The organism is Vibrio nitrifigilis (assembly GCF_015686695.1).
Lineage (GTDB): Bacteria > Pseudomonadota > Gammaproteobacteria > Enterobacterales > Vibrionaceae > Vibrio > Vibrio nitrifigilis.
The window spans coordinates 2,656,895-2,683,345 of sequence record NZ_JADPMR010000001.1 but is presented as its reverse complement, the minus strand read 5'-3'; the positions used below and the strand labels follow the sequence as shown (position 1 = coordinate 2,683,345).

General features: G+C 43.3%; 24 protein-coding genes. 15 read left to right on the top strand and 9 right to left on the bottom strand.

Annotation, left to right across the window (positions count from 1 at the left end):
* Positions 1-5 precede the first annotated feature (5 nt).
* From accC to fis, 6 genes are all read left to right on the top strand, one after another.
* Positions 6-1,349, top strand: a complete 1,344-nt coding sequence (gene accC / locus I1A42_RS11905; protein ID WP_161156419.1) for an acetyl-CoA carboxylase biotin carboxylase subunit — start codon at positions 6-8, stop codon at positions 1,347-1,349.
* A gap of 70 nt (positions 1,350-1,419) precedes the next feature.
* On the top strand, positions 1,420-1,704 hold the full coding sequence (locus I1A42_RS11900) for a YhdT family protein (RefSeq protein ID WP_161156421.1): 285 nt from the start codon (positions 1,420-1,422) through the stop codon (positions 1,702-1,704).
* Positions 1,697-3,154, top strand: coding sequence for a sodium/pantothenate symporter (gene panF / locus I1A42_RS11895; protein WP_196123602.1), 1,458 nt, complete (start codon positions 1,697-1,699; stop codon positions 3,152-3,154). Before I1A42_RS11900 ends, panF begins: the two co-directional genes overlap by 8 nt.
* 137 nt (positions 3,155-3,291) lie before the next feature.
* On the top strand, positions 3,292-4,179 hold the full coding sequence (prmA, locus tag I1A42_RS11890; protein ID WP_196123601.1) for a 50S ribosomal protein L11 methyltransferase: 888 nt from the start codon (positions 3,292-3,294) through the stop codon (positions 4,177-4,179).
* Positions 4,180-4,318: 139 nt separating this feature from the next.
* Entirely contained in the window at positions 4,319-5,284 is a 966-nt protein-coding gene (dusB, locus tag I1A42_RS11885; RefSeq protein ID WP_196123600.1) for a tRNA dihydrouridine synthase DusB, read from the top strand.
* A 25-nt stretch (positions 5,285-5,309) separates the two neighbouring features.
* Positions 5,310-5,606 carry a DNA-binding transcriptional regulator Fis gene (gene fis / locus I1A42_RS11880; protein WP_000462885.1) on the top strand — a complete coding sequence of 99 codons (297 nt, stop codon included), beginning with the start codon at positions 5,310-5,312 and terminating at the stop codon, positions 5,604-5,606.
* Positions 5,607-5,751: 145 nt separating this feature from the next.
* Here the strand turns inward: fis and I1A42_RS11875 are convergent, their stop codons facing one another.
* The 3 genes from I1A42_RS11875 to zntR form a co-directional block, all read right to left on the bottom strand.
* A complete protein-coding gene (locus I1A42_RS11875) occupies positions 5,752-7,170 on the bottom strand; it encodes a sugar porter family MFS transporter (protein ID WP_202436460.1) in 1,419 nt (472 codons plus the stop codon).
* Positions 7,171-7,450: 280 nt separating this feature from the next.
* The gene (locus I1A42_RS11870; RefSeq protein WP_196123832.1) at positions 7,451-8,821 is read right to left on the bottom strand and encodes an ABC transporter substrate-binding protein; all 1,371 of its coding nucleotides are present in this window, start codon (positions 8,819-8,821) and stop codon (positions 7,451-7,453) included.
* 250 nt (positions 8,822-9,071) lie between these two features.
* Complete coding sequence (zntR, locus tag I1A42_RS11865) at positions 9,072-9,485, bottom strand: Zn(2+)-responsive transcriptional regulator (protein ID WP_161156453.1); 414 nt, start codon at positions 9,483-9,485, stop codon at positions 9,072-9,074.
* A 232-nt stretch (positions 9,486-9,717) separates the two neighbouring features.
* On the opposite strand from zntR, the gene purH reads away from it, so the two are divergent.
* Positions 9,718-11,310 (top strand): bifunctional phosphoribosylaminoimidazolecarboxamide formyltransferase/IMP cyclohydrolase, encoded by a 1,593-nt coding sequence (gene purH / locus I1A42_RS11860; RefSeq protein WP_196123599.1) that lies wholly within the window; start codon positions 9,718-9,720, stop codon positions 11,308-11,310.
* Positions 11,311-11,431: 121 nt separating this feature from the next.
* Positions 11,432-12,721, top strand: coding sequence for a phosphoribosylamine--glycine ligase (gene purD / locus I1A42_RS11855; protein ID WP_196123598.1), 1,290 nt, complete (start codon positions 11,432-11,434; stop codon positions 12,719-12,721).
* A gap of 78 nt (positions 12,722-12,799) precedes the next feature.
* Here purD and I1A42_RS11850 read toward each other — a convergent pair whose 3' ends face one another.
* Complete coding sequence (locus I1A42_RS11850; RefSeq protein ID WP_196123597.1) at positions 12,800-13,498, bottom strand: DUF1481 domain-containing protein; 699 nt, start codon at positions 13,496-13,498, stop codon at positions 12,800-12,802.
* A 71-nt stretch (positions 13,499-13,569) separates the two neighbouring features.
* Positions 13,570-13,842 carry a nucleoid-associated protein HU-alpha gene (gene hupA / locus I1A42_RS11845; protein WP_161156461.1) on the bottom strand — a complete coding sequence of 91 codons (273 nt, stop codon included), beginning with the start codon at positions 13,840-13,842 and terminating at the stop codon, positions 13,570-13,572.
* A gap of 339 nt (positions 13,843-14,181) precedes the next feature.
* On the opposite strand from hupA, the gene I1A42_RS11840 reads away from it, so the two are divergent.
* Positions 14,182-15,267 (top strand): CNNM domain-containing protein, encoded by a 1,086-nt coding sequence (locus tag I1A42_RS11840; RefSeq protein WP_161156463.1) that lies wholly within the window; start codon positions 14,182-14,184, stop codon positions 15,265-15,267.
* 183 nt (positions 15,268-15,450) lie between these two features.
* On the opposite strand, the gene I1A42_RS11835 is transcribed toward I1A42_RS11840, so the two are convergent.
* The 3 genes from I1A42_RS11835 to ascB form a co-directional block, all read right to left on the bottom strand.
* The gene (locus I1A42_RS11835; protein ID WP_230389382.1) at positions 15,451-17,049 is read right to left on the bottom strand and encodes a carboxylesterase/lipase family protein; all 1,599 of its coding nucleotides are present in this window, start codon (positions 17,047-17,049) and stop codon (positions 15,451-15,453) included.
* 82 nt (positions 17,050-17,131) lie between these two features.
* Entirely contained in the window at positions 17,132-17,362 is a 231-nt protein-coding gene (locus I1A42_RS11830) for a hypothetical protein (protein WP_196123596.1), read from the bottom strand.
* Between the two features lie 130 nt (positions 17,363-17,492).
* The gene (ascB, locus tag I1A42_RS11825; protein ID WP_196123595.1) at positions 17,493-18,908 is read right to left on the bottom strand and encodes a 6-phospho-beta-glucosidase; all 1,416 of its coding nucleotides are present in this window, start codon (positions 18,906-18,908) and stop codon (positions 17,493-17,495) included.
* Between the two features lie 618 nt (positions 18,909-19,526).
* On the opposite strand from ascB, the gene licT reads away from it, so the two are divergent.
* Entirely contained in the window at positions 19,527-20,369 is an 843-nt protein-coding gene (gene licT / locus I1A42_RS11820) for a BglG family transcription antiterminator LicT (RefSeq protein WP_196123594.1), read from the top strand.
* Positions 20,370-20,613: 244 nt separating this feature from the next.
* Complete coding sequence (locus I1A42_RS11815; RefSeq protein WP_196123593.1) at positions 20,614-22,512, top strand: beta-glucoside-specific PTS transporter subunit IIABC; 1,899 nt, start codon at positions 20,614-20,616, stop codon at positions 22,510-22,512.
* 69 nt (positions 22,513-22,581) lie between these two features.
* On the opposite strand, the gene I1A42_RS11810 is transcribed toward I1A42_RS11815, so the two are convergent.
* The gene (locus I1A42_RS11810; RefSeq protein ID WP_161156473.1) at positions 22,582-23,169 is read right to left on the bottom strand and encodes a YjaG family protein; all 588 of its coding nucleotides are present in this window, start codon (positions 23,167-23,169) and stop codon (positions 22,582-22,584) included.
* A 71-nt stretch (positions 23,170-23,240) separates the two neighbouring features.
* Between I1A42_RS11810 and I1A42_RS11805 the strand changes: the two genes are divergently transcribed.
* The 4 genes from I1A42_RS11805 to I1A42_RS11790 all read left to right on the top strand — a co-directional run bounded on the left by I1A42_RS11805 (position 23,241) and on the right by I1A42_RS11790 (position 26,402).
* Positions 23,241-24,167, top strand: coding sequence for a D-2-hydroxyacid dehydrogenase (locus I1A42_RS11805; RefSeq protein WP_196123592.1), 927 nt, complete (start codon positions 23,241-23,243; stop codon positions 24,165-24,167).
* Positions 24,168-24,201: 34 nt separating this feature from the next.
* On the top strand, positions 24,202-24,747 hold the full coding sequence (locus I1A42_RS11800) for a uracil-DNA glycosylase family protein (RefSeq protein ID WP_161156493.1): 546 nt from the start codon (positions 24,202-24,204) through the stop codon (positions 24,745-24,747).
* Positions 24,748-25,000: 253 nt separating this feature from the next.
* Complete coding sequence (locus tag I1A42_RS11795; protein WP_196123591.1) at positions 25,001-25,186, top strand: hypothetical protein; 186 nt, start codon at positions 25,001-25,003, stop codon at positions 25,184-25,186.
* A 175-nt stretch (positions 25,187-25,361) separates the two neighbouring features.
* Complete coding sequence (locus tag I1A42_RS11790) at positions 25,362-26,402, top strand: hypothetical protein (protein ID WP_196123590.1); 1,041 nt, start codon at positions 25,362-25,364, stop codon at positions 26,400-26,402.
* Positions 26,403-26,451: the final 49 nt, after the last annotated feature.

Here is a 26,451-nt window from a genome sequence, read left to right as displayed (position 1 = left end):
AAATCATGTTAGACAAAATTGTCATCGCGAACCGAGGCGAAATCGCGCTTCGTATTCTTCGCGCCTGTAAAGAACTGGGTATCAAAACCGTCGCTGTTCACTCAACAGCTGACCGTGATTTGAAACACGTTCTACTTGCAGACGAAACAATCTGTATCGGTCCTGCACGCAGTATCGACAGTTACCTAAACATTCCACGTATCATCTCTGCTGCAGAAGTAACTGGCGCCGTTGCAATCCACCCGGGTTACGGTTTCCTATCTGAAAACGCAGATTTTGCAGAACAAGTAGAACAGTCTGGTTTTATCTTTATCGGTCCTAAAGCGGAAACTATTCGCATGATGGGTGATAAAGTATCAGCAATCACTGCAATGAAAAAAGCAGGCGTTCCTTGTGTACCTGGTTCAGATGGTCCACTAGACGGCGATGAAGCGAAAAACAAAGCTCACGCAAAACGCATTGGCTACCCAGTTATCATCAAAGCATCTGGTGGCGGCGGCGGTCGTGGTATGCGTGTTGTTCGCAGTGAAGGTGAACTGATTAACGCTATCGCAATGACTCGTGCAGAAGCAAAAGCGGCGTTCAACAACGATATGGTTTACATGGAGAAATACCTAGAAAACCCTCGTCACGTTGAAGTTCAAGTGCTTGCTGATGGTCAAGGTAATGCTATCCACCTAGGTGAACGTGACTGCTCAATGCAACGTCGCCACCAAAAAGTTGTGGAAGAAGCACCAGCACCTGGCATCACTGAAGAAATGCGCAAATACATCGGTGAACGTTGTACTCGTGCTTGTATAGAAATCGGTTACCGCGGTGCAGGTACTTTCGAATTCCTATACGAGAACGGTGAGTTCTACTTCATTGAAATGAACACTCGTGTTCAGGTTGAACACCCAGTAACTGAAATGGTTACCGGCGTCGACATCATCAAAGAGCAACTTCGCATTGCTGCTGGCCAACCTTTGTCATTTACTCAAGATGATATTAAGATTCGTGGCCATGCCGTTGAATGTCGTATCAACGCAGAAGATCCTGAGCGTTTCCTACCTTGTCCAGGTACAATCGATATGTTCCATTCACCAGGTGGTATGGGCGTTCGTTGGGAATCGCATATTTACTCAGGTTATACCGTTCCTGCATACTACGACTCAATGATCGGCAAACTGATTACTTTCGGTGAAAACCGTGATGTTGCTATCGCACGTATGCGTAACGCATTGAATGAAATGATTGTTGAAGGCATTAAAACTAACGTGCCACTACAACAATCAATCATGTTGGATGAAAACTTCCAACATGGTGGTACCAACATTCACTATTTAGAGAAAAAGCTCGGCCTTCAATAAGCCGTTCATAATACTCTAGATAAAAAGGTCACCTTAGGGTGGCCTTTTCGTTTATTAAAAGGAAGATAAGATGTCAAAGCTCTCTGACATTTATCGCCAAGCACATAAAGAAGCAGCCATGGCCTTAGGCCTTGCTGTGCTTTATTTTGTTTGGTGGTACACCACAGCCTATGGTTTGGCCCCAGCTTTAGGAGATACATCCATGCCTGCCCTTATATGGGGTATGCCAGTATGGTTTTTCTTCTCATGCTTGATTGGACCGATTCTATTTACTGTATTGTGTTATTTAATGGTGAAAGTATTTTATAAAGATGTTCCACTAGATATTGCCCCTGAAGAGGACGACCATGAATAGTGAACTGATTATTCCATTGATCATTTACCTGATAGCGGTATTTGCTTTGGCAGCGTTTACTCGTCGTTTCAAAAGCAAAAATCACTTTTTAAATGAATACTTTGTTGGTGGCCGCAGCATGGGTGGCTTTGTTTTAGCTATGACGTTAGCTGCAACATATGCGAGTGCCAGTAGCTTTATCGGTGGACCAGGAGCTGCATACAAAATGGGGCTCGGTTGGGTTTTGCTGACCATGATCCAATTACCCGTAGCCTGGTTAACGCTTGGCGTCTTGGGTAAAAAGTTCGCCATCGAAGCGCGTCGCCATAATGCAGTAACCGTTAACGACATCCTCTACGCTCGCTTTAAAAGCCGTGCTGTCGTGATTCTTGCTTCGGCTTCACTCTTGCTCGCTTTCTTTGGCATCATGGTCGTGCAATTTGTCGGCGGTGCACGCTTGTTGCAAACCGTAACTGGCCTTCCCTACCAAGAAGGGCTGTTCATCTTCGCCTTTACCGTAGGACTTTACACCACGATTGGTGGCTTTAGAGCGGTGGTACTTACCGATACTGTGCAAGGCATTATGATGCTCATCGGTACAGTTGCCCTACTTTATGGCGTGATTCATGCTGGTGGCAGCGTGGGTGATTTAGTAAAAAAACTGCACGATATCGATCCTTCTTTAGTCACACCATATGGTCCTCATGACTTTCTCAGCCAGCCCTTTATTTTAAGCTTTTGGGTCTTAGTCTGCTTCGGTGTGATTGGTCTACCTCATGCAGCAGTTCGCTGTATGTCCTATCGTGATAGTAAATCGGTCCATAAAGGCATGATCATCGGTACTGTTGTGGTGGCTCTGTTAATGTTTGGAACTTCCCTCGCGGGCGCACTGGGACGGGCTATTGTTCCAGATGTTGGTAGCCCGGATCAGATCATGCCCACACTGATGATGACCGTCTTACCACCTGTTGTAGCTGGAATTTTTCTTGCGGGCCCAATGGCTGCGATTATGTCGACCATCGACTCGCAGTTGATTCAAGCGTCAGCAACCCTGTTAAAGGATCTATACATCAACTATATCAATCCGAAGGTTGTCGAAGGTGCTAATGGCGAACGAAAACTGAATCGTTTATCGCTATGGGTAACAGGTATTTTTGCCCTACTGGTGTTCTTTGCCGCCACGAATCCCCCAGATATGATCATCTGGATAAACTTAATGGCCTTTGGTGGATTACAAGCCGCATTCTTATGGCCACTCGTACTCGGTCTATATTGGAAAAAAGCCTCAGCCACCGGCGCTCTAAGTTCAATGGTGGTCGGTCTAACCGTGTTCATTTTATTGAGCTGGTTAAAACCCGATATGGGTGGCGTGCATGCCATCGTGCCAACTCAAGTGGTGAGTTTAATCGTCTTTGTTGTCGGAAGCTTACTCAAGCCGGCGCCAGCACGGGTCGCGATTGAAGCAGCCTAATAACATAACTCATTGATACTATTAAACGGAGCCTCGAGCTCCGTTTTTTATTCTACTCATCATCGTGTGGATAAGATGCCATCAGTAAAGGGATCTGATAAACTTCGCCCCCTAATTCCTAATGAGAGTCTTGTAAGATGCCTTGGATTCAAATCAAGCTAAACGCTACCAACGAAAACGCTGAAAAAATCGGCGATATGTTAATGGAAGAGACAGGCGCTTTGTCTGTGACGTTTCTTGACGCAAAGGATACTCCAGTTTTCGAACCTATGCCTGGTGAAACCCGCCTTTGGGGGGATACCGATATCCTTGCACTGTATGATGCTGAAATTGATACCAACCTAGTATTAACTCAGATCCAGGGTAGCCACTTATTGGCAGAAGACTTCGCTTACAAAATCGAACAGATTGAAGATAAAGACTGGGAACGTGAATGGATGGACAACTTCCACCCAATGAAATTCGGTGAGCGCTTATGGGTATGTCCTAGCTGGCGTGATATCCCAGAACCAGAGGCTGTAAACGTGATGCTCGACCCAGGTCTTGCTTTCGGTACAGGTACTCACCCAACCACAGCGCTATGCCTACAATGGTTAGATAGCTTAGATCTTAGCGGTAAAACTGTGATCGACTTTGGTTGTGGCTCAGGCATTTTAGCCATTGCTGCCATCAAACTTGGTGCGGCTAAAGTCATCGGTATCGATATCGACCCACAAGCGCTACAAGCGTCTCAAGACAACGCAGAGCGCAATGGCGTAAAAGACCAAATAGAGGTCTACCTTCCTAAAGATCAGCCTGAGGGGCTGGTTGCAGACGTTGTAGTGGCTAATATTCTTGCTGGCCCATTGCGTGAACTTTCACCAGAGATTAAACGCTTAATCAAACCAAATGGTCAACTGGCTATGTCCGGTGTATTAGATACGCAAGCTGAAGATGTGGCGAATTACTACCGCGATGAATTGGATATTGAACCAATTATCGAGATGCAAGAATGGTGTCGCATCACAGGTCGCAAACACAGCTAGATAAAGGTTTGTACGCTAATTGTTTGAAAAATAGACAATTTACAAAAACAATTTGTAAATGCTCAAATATTAGGCTTTTCACGCAGTAAAAAAATGCGTAAAATGCGCGCCCTTGCTGGTACAGAACTGTGAAGACGTTTTGAAAATCGGAAACTATCAACTCAAGAACAATCTAATCGTTGCCCCTATGGCAGGAGTTACAGACAGACCATTTCGTGAGTTGTGTCTACGGTATGGAGCAGGAATGGCCGTCAGTGAAATGATGTCTGCGAATCCGGCTCTATGGAAAACATCGAAGTCAAAAAATCGCATGGTGCATGAGGGCGAATCGGGCATTCGTTCTGTGCAAATTGCTGGAAGTGACCCACAGCTTATGGCCGAGGCAGCCCAATTTAGTGTCGAGAACGGTGCTCAAGTCATCGATATCAACATGGGTTGCCCAGCAAAAAAGGTGAATAAAAAGCTAGCTGGCTCTGCACTGCTGCGTTATCCCGATGTCATCGAAGACATCTTGAAAACGGTAGTGAATGCAGTCAATGTGCCTGTCACATTGAAAACGCGAACTGGCTGGGACACAGAAAACAAAAACTGTGTCTATATCGCTAAATTAGCCGAAGACTGCGGCATACAAGCCTTAGCGCTCCATGGACGCACTAAAGCCTGCATGTACAAAGGGGAGGCGGAATACGACAGCATTAAAGCGGTCAAGGCAGCCATCAACATTCCGGTTATCGCTAACGGTGATATCGATAGCCCGGAGAAGGCCAAGCACGTACTGGAGTACACCTGTGCAGACGCTTTAATGATTGGACGTCCTGCCCAAGGACGCCCGTGGATTTTTCAGGAAATCCAACATTTTTTGGAAACCGGCACCACGATGCCTCAACTACCGAATTCGGAAGTGAAAGACATCATGCTTGGTCATGTACAAGCTCTGCACCAGTTTTATGGTGAGTATCTTGGCCCTCGTATCGTGCGTAAGCACGTCGGGTGGTACTTAAAAGAACATGAACAAGCAAGTGAGTTTCGCCGGACCTTTAACGCCATCGAGTCAGCGCCGCTGCAACTAGAGGCGCTCGAAGGTTATTTTGATAACGTTGCATAAAATTAAGAGAAGAGCTAGACCGAATATGTTCGAACAAAATCTGACTTCAGAAGCTTTAACAGTAACAACAGTAACTTCACAAGATCAAATCACGCAAAAACCATTACGTGATTCCGTTAAAGCATCTCTTAAAAATTACCTTGCTCAATTAAACGGTCAAGAAGTAACAGAACTTTACGAATTAGTTCTAGCTGAAGTTGAACAACCATTACTAGACACTATCATGCAGTACACTCGCGGTAACCAAACACGCGCAGCAACGATGATGGGTATCAACCGTGGTACTCTTCGTAAGAAGCTAAAAAAATACGGCATGAACTAAAAATTATTTTATAAATAATTGTTTTAAAAAGACTTACCATTCATGGTAAGTCTTTTTTTTGCTTAGCTGTAACAACAAAAAACAAAGCCAACCTGAACTAGGTTGGCTTTGTGATTAAGTATATGTGTCTTAACAGACTGAATAACTATGAGTGTGCATGGTGAGATTTAAGAGGGACAGGTTGTTCACTGTCATGAGGGATACCAATATCTCTTAGTTTCTTACCTGACATCAAATTCGCTTCAATAGATTCCAAAGTAACGCCTTTGGTTTCAGGAACGAAGAAGATAGTTACCGCTACAAATAAAATGTTACATACTGCGTATAACCAGAATGTTTGTGCAGTACCGATACCATTTAGAAGAGTTAAGAACGTTGCCCCTAACACCATGTTTGAAATCCAGTTCATTGTTGTTGAACATGCGATACCAAAATCACGACCTTTAAGAGGTTGTACTTCTGAACATAGTACCCACACCATTGGTGCAGCACTCATAGCATAACCACAAATACAAACGATTGAAGTTAGAACGGCTAAGTAAGAGAAGTACACTGGCGCTTCACCAGCCAATACAAATTTAAGTAATAGGCCTAAACAGAACATACCGACACCCATTACAGTAAAACCAATTTTCAATGCAGGTTTACGGCCCCAGCTATCAGCCATACCGATGGCAATAAAGGTTGCAGCAACAAAAGCGACACCAACAAGCACCGTACCAAACATTTGCTCCATGTTACTGGTAAAGCCAGCCATTTCGAAAATTTTTGGTGCGTAATACATCAAGATGTTCATACCCGTAAATTGTTGCATGAACTGTAGAACCAAACCTAGGCCTACACTGCGGCGGAAGTTTTTGTTTGCTTTAAAAAGAGCAAAACCTGATTGTTTTACTTTCAAGCTTGCCACAATCTCTTGAAATTCTGAGCTAGCAGCACGTTCATCAATACGTAGAGACAACAGCACTTTTTGAGCTTCTTGCATATAACCACGCGATGCCAACCAACGTGGCGAACGAGGCATGAAATATACAGAAAGAATAAGAATTACCGTTGGAACAAGCAGCACAGCAAACATCATGCGCCAGTTACCAGTTTGAGCAAACCAAGTGTCAGAGAGGAACGCGACCAAAATCCCAACGGTTACCATTAATTGGTAAGTTGCAATACGACGACCACGAACTTCTTTATCTGACATTTCAGATAGGTAAAGTGGCGCAGCGAAAGACGCGATACCGATAGAGAAGCCTTGAACAACACGGAAGAACAACATGACATTGATGTTCGATGCAAAGGTACAGCCTAGCGTACCAATGGCGAAGATGATACCGCCCCATAGTAAGCTACGTTTACGTCCAAGACGTGCAGATAACCAGTTATTTGAAATTGAGCCTAACGTAGCACCGAGCATCATGGTACTTACAATCCATTCTTGTTGGTGGATTGAAATACTCCATTCCGATGTGATAAATGGTAGCGCTCCAGAAATGAGTCCGATATCTAAACCGAAAAGTAGCCCCGCAAGAGAGGCGGCTACTGAAACGAGAGTATTATAGTTAAACATTTGATTATTATTCCTCATTGGTAGGGTGTCTCTATAATATGGAACCCCGATTTAGAAACATTTGAGGAAATCTCACGCTTACAAACTGAGCGCTTTTATGTATTTTTTTAGCAAAAAAATACATGTAAATGATGGGTATATAACCGATATGATGAACACAGATCGATAACTATATGTTTTTGAAAAAGAATGAAAAAAGCCAGACTAAAACAGTCTGGCTTTTTACTACATATGATTTTGTGAACGAGATCTCTTATTCAAAACGGTTCCTGATATTGATTCACTGAATAGGGATAGTAGAAACTTTACGGTCGACCGAATTCGCTAACTCTTTCATTCTTTGAGCAACAGGAGCATTGTTTAACACAATATCTTGCAGCGCCCCGGCCCAATCGGTTGTTGTTTCAAAAAACATCGGTTGCGGTGTGAACTTAATACCGACATTATCGATAATCTTCATGAAGGTTTCTTCGTAGCCCGTAATTCCTTTGATAACCAGCTGCCACTCTTTTGAATCCCAAATAGATTTTCGAACAGGATTAACAAGGTAATTATGTGTCGCCCCCCAAAGCATCTGTTTTTTACCTGTCATGTATTGCATAAACAACCAAGCGGCTTGTTTATGTGCAGATGAGTTGCTCATAGCCAGCGACCATATCCATTCATTTGCCCCCTGCACGCCATTATCAAATACTGGCATTGGCGCAAAAGCAAGGTTACGCCCTTCCCTAGAATCTGGATCTTTATTCATGAAAAAACCTAGGATATCGGCGTCTAGAGCCATCGCAGCTCGCCCATTACCAATATCATTCATCACATTGTACCAAGTGTAGAATGACCACTGTTTAGGCCCGCTTTCTTTAATGAGTTGAGCATAAGTCTGGGTGACTTTAATCGATTCAGGCGAATCTAGCAGCGACACCAAACGACCATTGCGAATGGTAAAATCTTTCGCCCCAGCATTAGAAAAAGCACTCATGTACCCTGGATGAATGGTCGCCCAAGATAAGCTGCCACGTATGGCAGTCCCGTAGGAATCAATACCATTCCAGCCATTCAGTTCTTTCGATATTTCTAACAGTTCATCAAAGGTTTGGGGCACTGTTAGTCCTTTTTTCTCCAATGCTCGCTTATTATAAATCAACACATTCGCTTCAAAACCAAGTGGGATTGCCCATAGTTTTCCAGTGCCAACAGGATGCCCAGGTGTCAAATCCCAGCGATCGCCGTTTAATACCCCTTCAAAGAAATCTTCAATATCAAACTGACTTTCTGTTCTATCTGGCTCGTTGATAAGTGCATCTAAATACTGCACATGACCTTTCGAGGCATAATCCCATAATTGATATGAGCCCGTCATAAATACATCGGGAGAATGATCGGAATTTAAACCTGCCGTCAAATTTTCGAAGTAGGTATCTTCTGTTGTCACTGAATACGTGACACTAATACCCGTGAGTTTTTCAAATTGGGGAATTTGTAGAATGATGGCATCAGCGTAGGGGTGCTTGTTCAGTTGAACGTTGATTGATTCACCTTTTGCAGAAGTCCAATCAAATGCGGCGTTTGCTGGAATACTTGCTGTCAGCAAAAAGGTGGATGAAATAATAATTAACGATAACTTACGCACATAATCGCTGAAATGTCTCATCACTCAATGATTCCTTTTCATGATCTCTCAGACTTAACCCATGGCATCTCATCATCAATTGATACCCATGATATTTATATTTGTTGGTACAGTAAGATCAGTATAGGCAGAGGGAGAAATTAGCCCAAAAACAACTCGCAGTTTATCGTAGAAAAACACAGATTTAATGCAAATCAGGGCTCATCATGCCCTGAAACAATACGCTATCATGGTAAGTAGACCTGCTACCGACTACTAGAAAAGTAGTGAGTTAATTATTTTCCGTTTCATTCAACGCAGCCAAAATAGAGCAATGGCTGGCATCATCATCCACATCACCACAGCAGGCATTATTCATTTTTTCCAATGCGCTGCGAATGCGTTTTAACTCCGCAAGTTTCTCATCCACTAAACGTAACTTTGCCGAGGTAATCGCCTTTACTTCAGCACAGCTATGTTCGGTTGCTTCAAGTCGAATTTCCATCAACTCTTTGATGTCTTCTAAACTTAACCCCACTTCTTTGGATTTAAGAATAAAGTGAATCTGCTGTAAGTTCGTTTCATTATAAAGTCGATAACCCGATTCACTTCGACCAGCAGGCACGATTAAGCCATTTTTCTCGTAAAAACGCAGTGTATCTGTAGAAACCCCACTACGTTTGGCAAACTCACCGATTTGAAACATCTGAAGCCTCTTTAAATTTTTCTTGAAAAACACTCTTTTTGCGATTATTTTGCGCATGCCAAACGATTGCGCGAGCTTTTTCTTAAGAGATTAGTTAGAATGTGCGCCATCAAATTTGGGATTAAAGGTCTTTACCAAAACTCGCCAGCGCGTCCCTAACATTGCCGCGTAATACTCAGTTTTGGCAAGTATCTTTCGTCACTAACTCCAAGCATTTGAGGAAAAGGGAAGCATGAATAACGCTCGTCCAATTCGTCGCGCACTCATCAGCGTATCAGATAAAACTGGCATTGTTGAGTTTGCACAGGCACTCGCACAACGTGGTGTCGACATTTTGTCTACCGGTGGCACTGCCCGCCTACTTGCAGAAAAAGGCATTGCTGTAACAGAAGTTTCTGATTACACCGGTTTTCCAGAGATGATGGATGGACGCGTAAAAACGCTTCACCCTAAAGTTCACGGTGGTGTACTAGGCCGTCGCGGTCAGGATGATGCCATCATGGAAGAGCACGGCATCAAGCCTATCGATATGGTTGTTGTTAACCTTTATCCATTTGCTGAAACAGTAGCAAAAGAAGGTTGTACTCTTGCTGATGCAGTAGAAAACATCGATATCGGTGGTCCAACTATGGTTCGCTCTGCAGCGAAAAACCATAAAGATGTCACTATCGTAGTAAAAGCTTCAGATTACGACCGTGTAATCACTGAAATGGACGCAAACGATAAGTCTCTCACTCTAGATACTCGTTTCGATCTAGCTATCGCTGCATTTGAACACACTGCGGCTTACGACGGTATGATCGCGAACTACTTCGGTACTATGGTTCCTTCTTACGGCGAAAACAAAGAAGGCGACGAAGAGTCTAAATTCCCTCGTACGTTCAACATGCAGTTCGAGAAAAAACAAGACATGCGTTACGGTGAAAACAGCCACCAAGACGCCGCTTTCTACGTTGAAAGCGATGCACAAAATGGTTCTGTTTCTTCCGCTAAACAGCTACAAGGTAAAGCGCTTTCTTACAACAACATCGCTGATACTGACGCAGCACTTGAGTGTGTGAAAGAATTCGACGAACCCGCTTGTGTTATCGTAAAACACGCCAACCCTTGTGGCGTTGCAATTGCGGATAACATCCTTGACGCTTACGATCGCGCATTCAAAACTGACCCAACATCATCCTTCGGTGGCATCATCGCGTTCAACCGCGAGCTAGATGCTAAAACAGCAAAGTCGATCATCGACCGTCAATTTGCTGAAGTGATCATCGCACCGAAAGTAACGGCAGAAGCGGTTGAAGTCATTGCAGCGAAGAAAAACCTACGCCTACTTGAGTGTGGCGAATGGACTGCACAATCCACTGGTTTCGACGTAAAACGTGTTAACGGCGGCCTATTGGTTCAAGACCGTGACCACGGCATGGTAGCCCTTGACGATCTAAAAGTCGTGACTAAACGTCAACCGACTGAAGAAGAAATGAAAGATGCGCTATTCTGCTGGAAAGTAGCGAAATTCGTGAAATCTAACGCGATTGTATACGCGAAAGGCAACGGCACTATCGGTGTTGGCGCAGGCCAAATGAGCCGCGTTTACTCTGCTAAAATTGCAGGTATTAAAGCGGCTGATGAAAACCTAGAAGTTGCAGGCAGTGTAATGGCGTCTGACGCTTTCTTCCCATTCCGTGATGGCATTGATGCTGCGGCAGAAGCAGGTATCAAATGTGTTATTCAACCTGGCGGTTCTATTCGTGATGACGAAGTTATCGCTGCGGCAGATGAACACGACATGGCGATGATCTTCACTGGTATGCGCCACTTCCGTCACTAAGACACCCAGGCTGCCAACCTTGTGTAGGCAGCCTCATTTTTTTACACCTCAAGCTGCAAAATGTAATAGTTTAGGTGTTATATAAACTCTCAGTAAGTCCTCACAGTACAAGGATTCAAAGATGAATGTATTGGTAATCGGTTCCGGCGGTCGTGAACACGCTCTAGGCTGGAAAGTCGCTCAAAATCCAGACGTAACGACTGTTTATGTTGCACCAGGTAATGCAGGCACCGCTCTTGAGCCAAAGCTTCAAAACGTTAATATTGGCGTTGAAGATATCGATGGTTTAGTGGCTTTTGCAAAAGATAACGCGATTGAACTGACTATTGTCGGCCCTGAAGCACCACTTGTTATCGGTGTGGTTGATGCATTCAATGAAGCAAATCTGCCAATTTTTGGTCCAACCAAAGGTGCAGCGCAACTTGAAGGTTCAAAAGCCTTTACGAAAGATTTTCTTGCTCGCCACAATATCCCAACTGCAGCATACGCAAACTTTACTGAAATCGAACCGGCTCTTGCTTATGTTCGTGAACAAGGCGCTCCAATCGTCGTTAAAGCCGATGGTCTTGCGGCAGGTAAAGGCGTTATCGTTGCGATGACACTTGAAGAAGCTGAAGATGCGATCAAAGACATGCTCGCCGGCAATGCCTTTGGTGATGCAGGCAGCCGAGTGGTTATCGAAGAATTTCTCGATGGTGAAGAAGCAAGCTTTATCGTGATGGTGGATGGTGAAAACGTTCTGCCAATGGCAACAAGCCAAGATCACAAACGCGTAGGCGATAAAGATACAGGTCCTAACACTGGCGGTATGGGTGCTTACTCACCGGCTCCAGTTGTAACCTCTGAAATCTATGACCGCATTATGGATGAAGTTATTTATCCAACAGTACGTGGTATGGCTGCTGAAGGCTACCCATACACTGGTTTCCTCTATGCTGGCTTGATGATTGATCAATCAGGCACACCAAAAGTGATTGAATATAACTGTCGTTTCGGTGACCCAGAAACTCAACCTATTATGATGCGTATGCAATCAGACATGGTTGAACTCTGCCAAGCTGCTATCGCAGGCAAGCTAGATCAAATGGAATCGAAATGGGATCCTCGCGCGTCAATCGGTGTCGTACTTGCAGCCGGTGGTTACCCTGGTTGCTACAATAAAGGCGATGTTATCACTCTGCCAAGTGGTGAAATTGAAGGCGAGAAAATTTTCCACGCAGGTACCACAGATAAAGAGGGTCAAGTTGTCACTAACGGCGGCCGCGTTCTTTGTGCTACTGCGCTGGGCAATACAGTTTCAGAAGCTCAACAACGTGCTTACGAGCTTGCTAAGACAGTAAGCTGGGATGGTATGTTCTATCGTAACGATATTGGCTATCGTGCGATTGCACGCGAACACTCTGATAAGTAATCACGGTTATTGATCGCAAAGCGCAGACTGAGTCTGCGCTTTTTTTATGTTATTTAGAACAAGCAATAATAGAAGGCATTAATTCTTTTCATCAAGTAGCTCTGGACGAGTCACACATTGATGCTCACTATCATCCAAAGTCAGTAACTTTTCGATATAGATGGTGTTATTACGAATCTTTCCAAGAAACGCAATGTAACTATCAATCGATGCGAGTCGATTAATCACAAAATCCGGCAATGAATCATTGAACTGAACTCGAGCATATTGTCTTGCCCGACACGTTACAAACTTCTCTCCGTTCCATACACCTTGGATTAATTCTAATCCTTGCTTGTCTTGCTCTTGAGTTACTTTAGAAACGTAACGGGCTTGCTGAATATATTTATCGATTTGTTCTGTCGTTAATGGATACACTTTACCATCAATCCGATAACGTTGATAAATAGGCTCACCACGAACATCAAAACGCAGTAACGTTTCGAAAGAAACTACTTTGCCATCTTTACGCTGAGCGCCAACGCGGGCCACTTCTCGTACTAAGTTATTGTCCCAACGATAACTGGTTTTATACCAATTATAAGCGCCAGAAATAACATAATCGGAAGCACTGACTGGTGCTTTGTTTTTTTCTGTGAACCAATAATAACGAGCTTCATCACCCACTCGCTCACCACCACTATACAACTCTGTTTGCGGTTTTTTTAAAGTTGGGGATGTCGAACTGCATCCAGCCAAAACGCTAAGCAACAGTATGGAAGCAATTCTATATTTCATATTTGAAGCTAAATAGAGATGTTCAGGAAGGAAAGAAAAACGCCGAGGATTTCCTCGGCGTTAATCAAATATTATTTCACAGATTCTTTTAGCGCTTTACCAGCTACGAATGCTGGAACATTTGCTGCTGCGATTTGGATTTCTTCGCCAGTTTTTGGATTACGACCAGTGCGAGCTGCACGGTGGTTTACTTTGAATGTACCAAAACCAATTAGTTGAACTTGGTCACCATCTTTAAGTGCACCTTCAACAGCACCAAGTGTAGCTTCAAGAGCAGATTTAGCTTGTGCTTTAGATAGATCAGCTTTTTCTGCGATAAAGTCGATTAATTGGGTCTTGTTCATTAGGTTTCCCTTCTTTATAGGTTATCGAATTGACTTCACTCTAAAGCATAAATAGCCCGTATGGCAAAGGTTTGTCGCGCAAGTTTGGTGACTCTGACGCACTTTTAACCATAATATGAGTAAGAGCTCACAATTTGTTACTCATTGACCAATTTATACGACTTGTTTTGACGTACTTATCACCTTATTTAATAAGTATAAAAACACGTCAAAGCCTGATTTGGCCTGCGTTTAACGGGCATTTCATATGCAACTAGTAATAGTAAACCATAGCAAGAAATTTTCTGCGCTGGTGACGTAATACACTAAAATCATAAAAAGGTATGATAAGGATCGACAATGTTTTTGCTTTCCATCTACATTAGCGTGGCGATCGGTATCTCATTTATCTGTTCGGTCTTGGAAGCGGTGTTACTGAGCCTGACTCCAAGTTACCTCGCCCAACTGCGTCAGCAAGAACACCCCATAGCACCCACATTAATGGCCCTTAAATCCGACATAGATCGGCCTCTCGCTTCTATCCTTACCTTAAATACGATTGCTCATACGATTGGAGCGGCGAGTGCAGGCGCACAAGCAGCTGTCGTATTTGGTAGCGAGTGGTTAGGCGTTTTTTCGGCAGTTCTCACCTTTGGTATTTTGGTGCTCTCAGAAATTATTCCCAAGACTATTGGTGCAGCCTACTGGCGTCAATTGGCCCCTCTCACAGGTCGACTATTGAAATGGATGGTGATCATTCTCGCTCCCTTCGTATGGTTTTCACAACAGATCACCAAACGTCTACAGAGACACCACACCATGCCCAAATATCGTGATGAGATTTCAGCGATGGCGTTATTGGCAAACGAGAATGGCGAATTTGAAGAGGGAGAATCACGTATTCTTAATAACTTACTCGCACTACAGCGCATTCCGATTACTCAAGTCATGACACCTCGTATTGTTTTATTTCGAGTCAGTGCCCTATTGACGATTAATGAGTTTCTCGCCAGCCATAAAGACACTCCTTTTTCTCGCCCTCTAGTGTTCAGCGACACCAAAGACAACATCATTGGCTTTGTACACCGACTAGAACTCTATCGCCTCCAACAATCTGGGTTTGGAGAAAAGCAGCTTGGTGCGGTAATGCGCCCGTTGCACGCTTTAATCAAAACTCAAACACTGCCTAAAGCATTCGAACAGATGATCGAGCAACGCCAGCAAATCGCGATGATTGTCGATGAATATGGAACCGTCCAAGGCATTGTGACTTTAGAAGATATTTTCGAATTTCTACTCGGTGAGGAAATCATTGACGAAGCCGATCATATTATGAATATGCAAAAATTGGCGTTTGAACGCTGGGAAGCTTGGAAAAGGAAATATGGTGTGATTGAAAGCCGTGACGAAGAAGATAAAGCATCTAATGAAGAGCAGAATAAGTGAGTATAGACAAGCTTTTGGATCATAGGGTTCCAATTACCCCAAAGCCTGTACAAATAATATAGACACGCGAGAGTAAAAACATAACAAATTGATTTAATTGTAAATGTACAACTTACAGAGCTTTTAGATCATCATGTATCTAAAGCTCAACAAGCTGTACATCCCTTTCCTTAATGCCCGCTTCTATGGCTTATCATACAAGTGAGCAACCATATCCAAACGTGCCGTCCAGGGGTCTGATACTGTGTGTGAATATGCGACACCTCGATTGGAAAACATCATCATTTCATGGCCATCATCCTGATACAAATCCCAAGCAGGTATACCCTCACCATTAGGATCACCACGTTTGATAAAGTTAACCCAATACTGATGAATTAACGCTGCCATAGCAGAATCATTGTGTGTTAACTGGTCACCATATTTTGCTTTTACTGTATTAAATGTATATGGAATATCAGTCGCGTGGTAAGCACCTGGCCATTGAGACTTCAAGCTATCAGCCACGTATCCAAACCGATAAAAATAGGCGTCTCCACCTTGTTTATCTACTTGCTGTGCGACAAAACGAGCAGGCTCAACCATTAACCTATCACTGGCTAATGCCTGAGCTATCTCCTGTGGCTGAGTGACCCCGCTTTGTTTATAAGCGGCTAACGCTTGGTGGTAGTTGGCGTTGCCAAATATCGCTAAGGCTTGCTGCGTTGACGTCACCGATGGTGCAAAACCGATATCAAAGCTATTTGCTCCGACCATAATAGGCATAGCAAGCCCTTTACCTGACATGTAGTATTCTTGCGGTTGCTTCACCATGATTCGTCCATCGAGCATTGGCCCTGCATACGTTGGAGTATTCATATTCATCATATTCATATCATCCACAACTTGATCTGCAGAGAGTGAACGCAGCTTTTTCAATGCCTGCTCGTTATTACCCTCAATCCCCCATTGTTTGGCAAAAGCAACACCTGTCGCTTCGGCTGAATCAGGATCAGAGAGGGGCACACCAAACCGTTTTGCATGTTCCCATTGTCGTCCTAAACCAGATTGGATGATGGCTTGATTAAATAACCCTTTCGCCTTAGGCGAGGTCAGTAATACATGCTCAGAAAAACCACCAGCAGACTCTCCTACCAGAGTGACCTGCTTGGGATCGCCACCAAACTTACTGATATTATTTTTTACCCATTTCAACGCAGCTATTTGATCCATAAAACCGTAATTACCTAACGCTTCCTCTGGGTATTTACGCTGCTGCTTGGTTAATGCTGGGTGGGCAAAAAAACCAAATCTTCCCAATCGATAATTGAAGCTAACCGCGACTATCCCCTGTTCAGCAAACTGGCTGGCATCGTAAACAGCAGGAGAAGCCCCACCATTGACGAATCCGCCACCATAAATCCATACCATCACGGGTTTAAGTGACTTTTTATCTTGCTTAGGTGCCCATACGTTAAGCACTAAACAATCTTCAGATGGCGCCGTACCCAATGGCGCCGCATCACTAGGAAAAGGCTTCTGCATACAGTCATGACCATACTGCGTCACTTGGCGTATGCCATCCCACGCAGGTACTGGTTGAGGAGCGCGCCAACGCAACTCACCAATAGGAGCTGCCGCAAAAGGGATGCCTTTATAAACATCGATGTTGTCTTGTGATACCCCTTGAATTTTCCCAGCATCTAACGTGACGACCTTTGTAGGTTGCGCCTGCACCATACCTCCCACTAGCGAACAAGCCATGCTCAAAACGCCAGCCGCTATCGTTTGTCTCATTTTCATAGGCTTCTCCTACGCCATAGCTAACGATACCTTTAGAAACATCAAAGGGAGCACCAGCTCCCTCTGTTTATCATGTAAACACTTATAACCACCAGATTTCAATGTGCTCAGTTGTAGGGTCTGGAGCACTGGTTTTTTTAGCAGAGAGCTGTTTAAGTAATACCTGAGCTTTCTGTATTTGTTGTTGTAACTGAGTGATCTGCTGTTGAACAGTTAAATCTTCAGCAGACACACTAGTACTTAATGCCATCAATACAGCAAGAGACAAGGGTCTAACGGTGTTACCACTGGTAAGAATATTTGCTCGTTTCATCGTTATTATCCTTTATTAAGGACGAGTAAACTCGCACTGAGCTCAGGAAAACTCAGTGGAGATACTCGGTTAGGGTGCGAGGTAAGGCGTTTTAGTCTTTGTTATTTCGCCTAAATATCTTATCCAACCATCATGACTGACCTTGGTCTGGTGCCGCTAACGTCGCGCCACGAGATTGAATAATATCTTGATACCAATAGAAACTTTTCTTACGACTGCGTGATAGAGAGCCTTCGCCATTATCATCGCGATCAACATAAATAAACCCGTAGCGTTTAGAGAGTTGCGCAGTAGAAGCACTGACTAAATCGATTGGGCCCCAAGAGGTATATCCCATCACTTCAACACCATCTTGAATGGCTTCACCAACTTGATAAAGATGGTCATTAAGATAGGTAATACGGTAATCATCAATGATTTCACCGCTTTCATTCGGTACGTCCTTCTCGCCTAAACCGTTTTCAACAATAAAGAGTGGTTTTTGATAACGATCGTATAAGAAATTCAATAGGTAACGCAGACCAACCGGATCGATCTGCCATCCCCACTCAGAGGCCGTTAAATATGGGTTTGCAATCATCTGCAGCATGTTGGCATCAGCGTTATCCGCTTGCTTAGGATCTGCGCTAGCACAACCTGTCATGTAATAGCTAAAAGAGATGAAATCAATAGTTTCTTTCAGCGCTTCTTCATCTTCTGGTGTGATATTAAGTTCAACGCCCATATCACGGAATTTGCGCGTCATATAACTTGGGTAATAACCACGCGCTTGAATATCACCAAACATCAACCATTCGCGATTTTGCATTAAGGTTTTTACCATATCGCTTGGATGACAAGTTAATGGGTAAAGCATTGCCCCCAAAATCATGTTACCGATTTTGGCATCAGGAATGATGTCATGACATAGCTTCACCGCTTTCGCACTCGCCACTAATTGATGGTGAATCGCCTGAAAACGCGTCTGCTCGGTACAATCTCTTGGTAGGCCAGAACCGGTGAAAGGTTCGTGAAGAGTGACGTTAATTTCATTAAAGGTAAGCCAACGTTTTACTCTGTGACCGTAACGCTCAAAAACGGTTTTAGCATAGCGAGTAAAACACTCAATCACATCACGACTGGCCCAGCCTTGATACTGTTTTGCCAAGTTCAATGGCATTTCATAATGAGAAAGAGTAACCAATGGCGTGATATCGTGCTTTTCTAACTCATTAAATATGCGATCGTAATAGGCTAATCCTGCTTCATTTGGCTCTAGATCATCACCATTCGGGTAAATCCGACTCCAAGCAATTGACAGTCGTAGACAGGTAAATCCCATCTCAGCAAACAGCGCTATATCTTCTGGATAACGGTGATAAAAATCGATCGCCGTATCTTTAATGTTGTAATCCCCAGCTTTGCGGTCAACTAATTCACCATGTGCCCCTTTAGGTTGCACATCGGACGTGGATAACCCTTTACCATCAGATAGGTAAGCACCTTCAACTTGGTTGGCAGCAATCGCACCACCCCATAAAAAAGATTCGGGAAATTGAAAACTCATGATAAATACGCTCCTCGTATGGGTGTGTTGAGACAAAAAAAACCTGAAAGCACGACCACTCCCCACACGTGGAGTGCGCTTTCAGGTTTTGCCCGCAGAGTCACTGCGGTAACAATCCGAAAAACCCTAAAAAAGTAATTAGGCAAAAAAAGACCAAAAAAAAACCCTATATCTACGCCCAGCTAAAAATACAAACAGTATTTTGCTGGATAGATACAAGGTCTTGCCTGCTTATGCAGTGACAATCCATTATTGCCTGTCCGAAACTCTAAAACACCATCGTCTTACGTGGCAATGGAAAAGATTGAAACCTGTGATAGCTATCACCAAGACGACTCCACTTTATCGTTAAAATAATCTATGTTACTGATATTTATATATTAACTATTAATTTGCTTACTTTGGCTCACAAAGTAAAAAGACGAAAGAGAGCAAACTCACAATTAATTAACTTACTGGTTGAATAATGGGAACGGTTGCCGTTATATATGAACTTAATTGGATTGTTACTGCTCCTAGCAGGCGAAACCTAGACACGATAAAAGCCATAGAAGCTTTTACGGGCTAGGTTTTTTTGTATCCAGCTTCTATTAATCCAAGCCGGAAAAGTGCGTGAACATGCAAATTGAAAAAGTGTTAAATAACAACGTCATTATCTCAAAAGATAACGATAACAAAGAGATCGTTATTATGGGGAAAGGCCTTGGTTTCCAAATGAAGCCGGGGATGGATGTTGCTCTCGATAAGGTAGAGAAGATATTCCGTTTAGAACAAACCGATGATGGCAGTATCGACTTTCGCTATCACAAACTGTTGGCGGAGATACCCGTCGATCTGCTACTAGCAACAGAAACCATTGTTGAAACCGCACAGAAAAAACTGCCGGGTGAATTACACCCAAGTATTCGTATTTCGTTAGCTGATCACCTTTCTTTCGCATTAGAACGGTGTATTCAAGGAAAAGAAATTAAAAACGCGATGCAGTGGGAAATTAAAAAGCTCTACCCACAAGAATTTGCCATGGGGATGGAGGCACTTGAGATCATCAAAAACATCTCAAATATCTCTTTTCCTGAAGATGAAGCTGGATTCATTGCTCTGCATTTAGTCAACGCGCAACTGAGTGAAGACATGCATAACACGATTGGGATAACTAACCTCATTCGCGATATTATCCAACTCATTAAGTATCAATTACGAATTGAAATAGATGAAGAAAGTCTAAATTATCAACGCTTAGTGACACACTTAAAGTTTTTTGCTCACCGTTTGATGCATCGTGCATCTGTAACTAGCGATGATGACGCACTCTTTCAATCGGTACGATTGCAATACCCGCAGTCTTTTGCTTGTACACAAAAAATTTACTTGTTCGTCGAAGAGAAGTTTCGTCACGCGATGACTCAAGAAGAGATGATGTTTCTCACCATTCATATTGAACGGCTGAGACGTTCTATTTAAACCTCATAATGAGGTAATAACCAATGCCCCTACTCATGGGCATCCTACCAAGGAAATATTCTTGGCAAAATAATGAGTTGTTGATTCGGATTGTTACTGGTTAAGCAGGCAAGACCCAAACCAAAGGAAACGATTATGAAAGCGCATTTTCATAACCACATTCTTATCTGGGGACTGCCATACATAACGAAATGTCCTCTAAAAGAATGTTCACCTGTTTGCGCAGTGATAGAGGACAATATAAATGAGTAACAAATACGATGAATTAGCCCAAGAGATTGTGGAAAAAGTGGGTGGTGCAGACAATGTTGCCAGCTTGATTCACTGCGCCACTCGGCTACGTTTTCAACTGAAAGATATCTCTCTGGGTCAAGCAGAAGCACTCAAACAAAACCCAGGTGTTATTACCGTGGTAAAAAGCGGTGGCCAATTTCAAGTTGTGATTGGTAATCATGTATCCAGTGTTTTCGACGCCATTCAACCCTATATCGGTGCTCCTTCTGAAGATGCGGACTCAGCCGCCTCTGATCAAACGATCCTTAATCGCGTTATTGATATTATCTCCAGCATCTTTGCCCCTATTCTTGGCATTATGGCAGGAGCCGGTATTTTAAAAGGCTTAATTGCACTCTGTGTCGCAATGAGCTGGATGGATGCATCCGGAGGAACTCACCGCGTCATGAACGCGGCCGCGGATGGTATGTTCTACTTCCTGCCTATTTTCCTTGGTTATACCGCAGCGAAAAAATTTGGTGGTAAGCCGTTTATTGGAATGGCAATAGGTGCTGCTCTGGTTCACCCAGATGTAATGGGACACTTTAATGCTATCTTTGCTGCAGAATTATCAGGAAAGACGATTCCAAGTGAATATTTCCTCGGTATCCCAATCAGCTACATGAACTATGCCTCCTCTGTTATCCCTATTATTCTTGCTTGTTGGTTTAACGTCATACTCGAGAAACGCTTTAATCAATGGTTGCCTGATTCAATTAAAAACTTGTTCACGCCTTTCTTATGTTTGCTAATTACTGTACCTCTCACCTTCTTAGTGATCGGCCCTATTGCCACCATGATTGGTGAAGGTCTATCAGCTGCATTTATGTTTGTATACTCAGCCAGCCCGGTCATCGCCGGTATGATCATGGGCGCTCTATGGCAAGTTTTGGTAATTTTTGGCTTACATTGGGGCTTAGCGCCCGTGTTTATCAATAACTTAACTGTCAATGGCTTCGATGTATTTGGTCCAATGACTCTCCCAGCCGTATTCGGTCAAGTGGGGGCGGCATTAGGTATCTTTATTATTGCTAAGAACAAACAAACACGCGCTTTAGCAGGCTCAGTCGGTATAAGTGGATTCTTCGGTATCACTGAACCCGCAGTCTACGGTTTGAACCTACCCCGTAAACAACCGTTTATATTTGGTTGTATTGGTGGCGCTATCGGGGGCGGTATCATTGGTTTCTTTGGTACTAAAGTCTTTTCGATGGGGATTCCAGCCATCTTCAGTATCGCACAATATATCCCAGATACCGGGATTGATATGAGTGTTTACGGTGCCATTATTGCCGCTATCGTTGGCATTATTGTACCTGCTGTTTTAGTGGTGACCTTCTACCATGAAGAAACGAATGAAGAACCAGTGCCACAAACACCACCAGCCGCACAAGCTCATACACTATCGAAACCTGAAAAAGAAACATTAAGCAGCCCATTTTTTGGTGAAGTAATTGATTTAAAAGGTGTAGAGGATGAAACGTTCGCCAGTGAACTCATGGGCAAAGGCATCGCGATTATTCCCGATGACGGCACCCTATATTCACCCGTTGATGGCATCGTCGAATCCATCTTCAAAACCAATCATGCCTTTGGCTTAAAAAGCGATCACGGCGCTGAAGTATTAATTCACGTAGGCCTTGATACCGTTCAACTCAATGGTGAATTTTTCACGCCTCAAGTCAAAGAGGGTCAACGGGTTAGCCAAGGTGACGTACTGCTGAAATTTGATATAGAAGCTATTCGTGCGAAGGGTTATGACGTGACAACACCAGTCATCATCACAAACACCGAAGAGTATCTCGACGTTTTACCTTCCTCCAACCAACCGCATATAGACGCTCGTTCACCTATCTTATCTTTGGTGTAATGACCCCAAAGCAAGAAGCCACTCAAATGAGTGGCTTCTTTTTGTATATCGGCATTGATAAGCGTTAGCTTACACACTCATACCAATATTACTGATGTTTTCTTCGCGCAGCTCTAAACGTAAGTCTTTTATTAATTGAATGTCACGCTCTTGTGCTTCTTTCAAAGGTCGGAAAATTGCCCACTGCACATCCCATTCTGCGCATACCGCTTCATTACTCTTTTGGTTTTCGTTAGTGATTTCTTCACTACCTTGTGCTTCTTCTAATTGAGCAACCGTACGCACCGATACTTGGCTAACATCTAAAACAAATTCCAATAAATTATCACGATCAAGCAAGCCATGCAGCAATGTAGCCAGTGCCTCACAAGCATCAATTGCAGGGTAAACTGCGTAAAAATCATAATCTTGTGAAGTTGGAATCAGTTCTTCCAATTTCTCTAGCTGGCGCTCAAAATTCACTTTGGCATTTTTTACCGTAAGAATTTCCCACACGCTATCTAGAATTTCTCGGTAAACACGTGCTGGAGCAAATTCAGTATGTTCACAAAAAACCGCATAGTTTGGATACATACGTTCACATAGACTGACCATAAAGGTAATCTGTTGCCAAGGCTCAAACTTTTCGAGTCGAAGCTGTAAAGGATTCTGTAGCATAATCACTCAATCGTTGCAGAAAAAGACAGCGGCAGTGTACTGGATAACCAGCAGGGAAAAAAGCCACCAATATGAACAATTTTAACCATCACTTGTATATTTTAACTGAACACGACGATATTTACCGCCAAGCGATAGAAAACACTCACCTTGATGGCCTAACAATCACAGATAACCGTGCAGAAGCGACTATCTTGTTAGCCGCACCACCAATGGCCGCATCGTGTATCAACGATTTTCCTAACGTAGAATGGGTCCAGTCAGTATATGCTGGTGTCGATGCCCTAACACTCCACCCAAAACGCACCGATTACCTACTGACCAATATTAAAGGTATTTTTGGCCAGCTTATTTCTGAATACGTAATCGGCTATATCATTAGTCATTACCGCCACTTTCCTTTATATCGTCAACAGCAAAGCGCAGAGCAATGGACTCCGCATCTCTATGAATCGCTCTCGGGCAAGGTGATGGCGATACTCGGCACCGGCTCGATTGGCTCTCATCTCAGTCATGCCGCATCAGGATTAGGCATTGATGTTATTGGGATAAACAGCAGTGGTATCCCCCCTAAAGCAGGGAAATTTAGTCGCACCTATCATGCTAATGAACTCAGTGCGGCGCTTTCACAAGCCAATATTATCGTAAATACCTTACCCGATACGGAACAAACCCGAGGCCTCATCAATGAGGAGGTTCTCTCCCATTGTTTTCGCACATTAGTCTTTAATGTCGGACGAGGGAAAACCGTGGTTGAGTCAGACTTACTTAACGCCATCGATAAGGGCTATGTGGAACACGCTTTCCTTGACGTATTTGAGCAAGAGCCGCTCCCTGAGCAGCATCCATATTGGAAAAATCACGCAATTACTGTTACTCCGCACATTGCGGCATTAAGTTTTCCAAGCCAAGTACTCGAACAATTCATTCATAACTACGATTTGTGGTGTACAGGGTTCCGCTTAGATAACGAGGTAAGCTTTGACAAAGGTTACTAAGCAACTCAGGTCAAGTGATGACCTGACCATTTTAATGCAGCAGGTGCGCCAATGCCGCACCTGTGAGCCTCATTTACCGCTAGGAGCCAATCCAGTCATCCAAGCTCATCATAATGCACAATTGCTGATCATCGGTCAGGCTCCTGGTACGAAAGTGCACGCGACCTCCATTCCATGGAATGATCCCAGCGGCGATCGCTTACGCCAATGGTTAAACCTCGACAAAGAAACGTTTTACGATCCAACCAAAGTCGCCATCATTCCTATGGGGTTTTGCTATCCGGGCAAAGGCAATAGCGGCGATTTACCACCACGTAAAGAGTGCGCCCCCCTATGGCATGAAAAGCTATTAACCTTATTACCTAACATCAAAACCACATTATTAATTGGTCAGTACGCACAAAACTATTACCTGCAAGACAAACCCAAAACATTGACTGAAACAGTAAAAAACTGGCAACACTGGGCTCCAGAAAAAATCCCACTCCCTCACCCATCTCCAAGAAATAATATTTGGCTTAGACGCAATTCATGGTTTGATAAGGAACTCCTTCCTTATTTAAAAAATATTGTATCCTGATTTCCAATCATAGAATTCTTATACTTTAAAATCAGTGTCTTGACTAAGAGAAAATGGGGTTTCGCTGCAACAGTATTTTAATGTGATTTAGGTATATCCATAAAAATGAAAAATTCCAGATTTAATCCAGATCACCCTATGAACTTAAAATACATAGTAATAATTATTACTAGTATGCTTTGCAACATATGTACTATAAACTGATTAAAAGGTTGTCGCGAGATAAGACATAAAACCGAAAGGAACGTTTATTATGCTGAAATATATTGTAATCATTCTTGTTGTAATCGGTATATATCTTGGAGTGACGTATAAAGATGATATCACTGGAAAAGTGGGACAAGATCGAGTCGAATCCATTCAAGAGCATGTAAACGATACAATTGAACATGGTAAAGAGACAATGAAAAATACATTAGATGAAATCAATAACGAATAGATACAATCTATTGTCTATTATCATTCAACATAAAGAGCTTTCTTAATGGCTCACAACCTTTAATACTAAGCTCTATACACCTAAAGTATTTAAGGTAAAGCACATTAAATACGATTCTAACCAAATCTGAATATCGACTGATCACCCATTAACAGAAGCGGCCAAAGAGTGGATTATGATAAAAAAAGGATGTTTATTTCTCATTTTAACGAGTCAACTCTCTGGCTGTGTTTTTCCCGAGCTCAGTAGTTCTCCTGTCTATATTACCAATGCAGCAGAGCCGATAAAAAAGTCGCAGAGCAAACAGATTTTTGTCTTACCCGAGGCTATTCCGATTACCTCGCCAGACTTTGAACAAATTAAGCTCCGAGTGCCTAAGGCCCCTCTTGTCCAAACAATTCAACAACAAATCGAATCATTAGTATTAGAAACAGGCAATCAACTAACGGATAGAACAGGCATAGCACAAACCGACCAAATGATAAGAAGCGAAATATTACAGGTATCACCGAATCTTACCGCTCTTATCCCTTCGTCGGATTACATGATTTACCCTCGTATTAACGTTGAGCCGTTAACCAGTCGGTTCGAACAGGGATATCAATATAAGGGCCGAAAAGGTGAACTTCAGTCGGTTCCTACTACATGCTTTTATGCTCAAACCGTCAAAGTTACCGCCCATATCTACGATGTGAAGGCAGACAAAGAAATAGCAGCGGTTGATATGATCGGTAAGCAAACTGCGACCATCACCCCAAAAGTGCCGACACACCGATGTCCTATGAGCCAAGCCCACCAACAAGCAATGATCGTGAATGCCGCGCGTAAAGCCGTGCTTTATCATAAAAATGATGTGGCTAACTACATCAAACCCGTTGGCCCAGTGCTACAGCTCAGAAAAACGGACAATGGTGACTCTTATCTCGTAAAAATAGCCTTAGGAACCAGTAACAATGTAAAGGCGAAAATGGAAATCGAGTTTTCACGGCTAAAGCAAGGCAAAGCTTATAAATTAGGTGTGGGCTATATCATTAATAATCCAGATGCCATCCAGCCTAACTATGCTTGGGTCACCGTGAAAAAAGAGCTCGCACAGCATATACAGCGTGGAGATATGGCGGCACCAATCTACGATATTTGTACCAATAACTTAGCGCCCGAGTGTATGTTCGAAAGCTATACGAACCTGACTCAGATGGAAGAGACAGCGCTTTAATCGCTCAATAAAATGCAAGAAACCTTCCAATGGAAGGCTTCTTTTGTAT

What these genes read in the sequence shown, in the direction of transcription:
- accC (WP_161156419.1), top strand. Translation starts at nt 6, where the DNA reads ATGTTAGACAAAATTGTCATCGCGAACCGAGGCGAAATCGCGCTTCGT.
- fis (WP_000462885.1), top strand. Translation starts at nt 5,310, where the DNA reads ATGTTCGAACAAAATCTGACTTCAGAAGCTTTAACAGTAACAACAGTA.
- I1A42_RS11835 (WP_230389382.1), bottom strand. Translation starts at nt 17,049, where the DNA reads ATGAAAATGAGACAAACGATAGCGGCTGGCGTTTTGAGCATGGCTTGT.
- I1A42_RS11790 (WP_196123590.1), top strand. Translation starts at nt 25,362, where the DNA reads ATGATAAAAAAAGGATGTTTATTTCTCATTTTAACGAGTCAACTCTCT.
- licT (WP_196123594.1), top strand. Translation starts at nt 19,527, where the DNA reads ATGCAAATTGAAAAAGTGTTAAATAACAACGTCATTATCTCAAAAGAT.
- purH (WP_196123599.1), top strand. Translation starts at nt 9,718, where the DNA reads ATGAATAACGCTCGTCCAATTCGTCGCGCACTCATCAGCGTATCAGAT.
- I1A42_RS11810 (WP_161156473.1), bottom strand. Translation starts at nt 23,169, where the DNA reads ATGCTACAGAATCCTTTACAGCTTCGACTCGAAAAGTTTGAGCCTTGG.
- purD (WP_196123598.1), top strand. Translation starts at nt 11,432, where the DNA reads ATGAATGTATTGGTAATCGGTTCCGGCGGTCGTGAACACGCTCTAGGC.
- I1A42_RS11800 (WP_161156493.1), top strand. Translation starts at nt 24,202, where the DNA reads ATGCAGCAGGTGCGCCAATGCCGCACCTGTGAGCCTCATTTACCGCTA.
- hupA (WP_161156461.1), bottom strand. Translation starts at nt 13,842, where the DNA reads ATGAACAAGACCCAATTAATCGACTTTATCGCAGAAAAAGCTGATCTA.
- I1A42_RS11870 (WP_196123832.1), bottom strand. Translation starts at nt 8,821, where the DNA reads ATGAGACATTTCAGCGATTATGTGCGTAAGTTATCGTTAATTATTATT.
- ascB (WP_196123595.1), bottom strand. Translation starts at nt 18,908, where the DNA reads ATGAGTTTTCAATTTCCCGAATCTTTTTTATGGGGTGGTGCGATTGCT.
- I1A42_RS11875 (WP_202436460.1), bottom strand. Translation starts at nt 7,170, where the DNA reads ATGTTTAACTATAATACTCTCGTTTCAGTAGCCGCCTCTCTTGCGGGG.
- I1A42_RS11900 (WP_161156421.1), top strand. Translation starts at nt 1,420, where the DNA reads ATGTCAAAGCTCTCTGACATTTATCGCCAAGCACATAAAGAAGCAGCC.
- I1A42_RS11795 (WP_196123591.1), top strand. Translation starts at nt 25,001, where the DNA reads ATGCTGAAATATATTGTAATCATTCTTGTTGTAATCGGTATATATCTT.
- I1A42_RS11830 (WP_196123596.1), bottom strand. Translation starts at nt 17,362, where the DNA reads ATGAAACGAGCAAATATTCTTACCAGTGGTAACACCGTTAGACCCTTG.
- I1A42_RS11840 (WP_161156463.1), top strand. Translation starts at nt 14,182, where the DNA reads ATGTTTTTGCTTTCCATCTACATTAGCGTGGCGATCGGTATCTCATTT.
- I1A42_RS11815 (WP_196123593.1), top strand. Translation starts at nt 20,614, where the DNA reads ATGAGTAACAAATACGATGAATTAGCCCAAGAGATTGTGGAAAAAGTG.
- zntR (WP_161156453.1), bottom strand. Translation starts at nt 9,485, where the DNA reads ATGTTTCAAATCGGTGAGTTTGCCAAACGTAGTGGGGTTTCTACAGAT.
- I1A42_RS11805 (WP_196123592.1), top strand. Translation starts at nt 23,241, where the DNA reads ATGAACAATTTTAACCATCACTTGTATATTTTAACTGAACACGACGAT.
- panF (WP_196123602.1), top strand. Translation starts at nt 1,697, where the DNA reads ATGAATAGTGAACTGATTATTCCATTGATCATTTACCTGATAGCGGTA.
- I1A42_RS11850 (WP_196123597.1), bottom strand. Translation starts at nt 13,498, where the DNA reads ATGAAATATAGAATTGCTTCCATACTGTTGCTTAGCGTTTTGGCTGGA.
- prmA (WP_196123601.1), top strand. Translation starts at nt 3,292, where the DNA reads ATGCCTTGGATTCAAATCAAGCTAAACGCTACCAACGAAAACGCTGAA.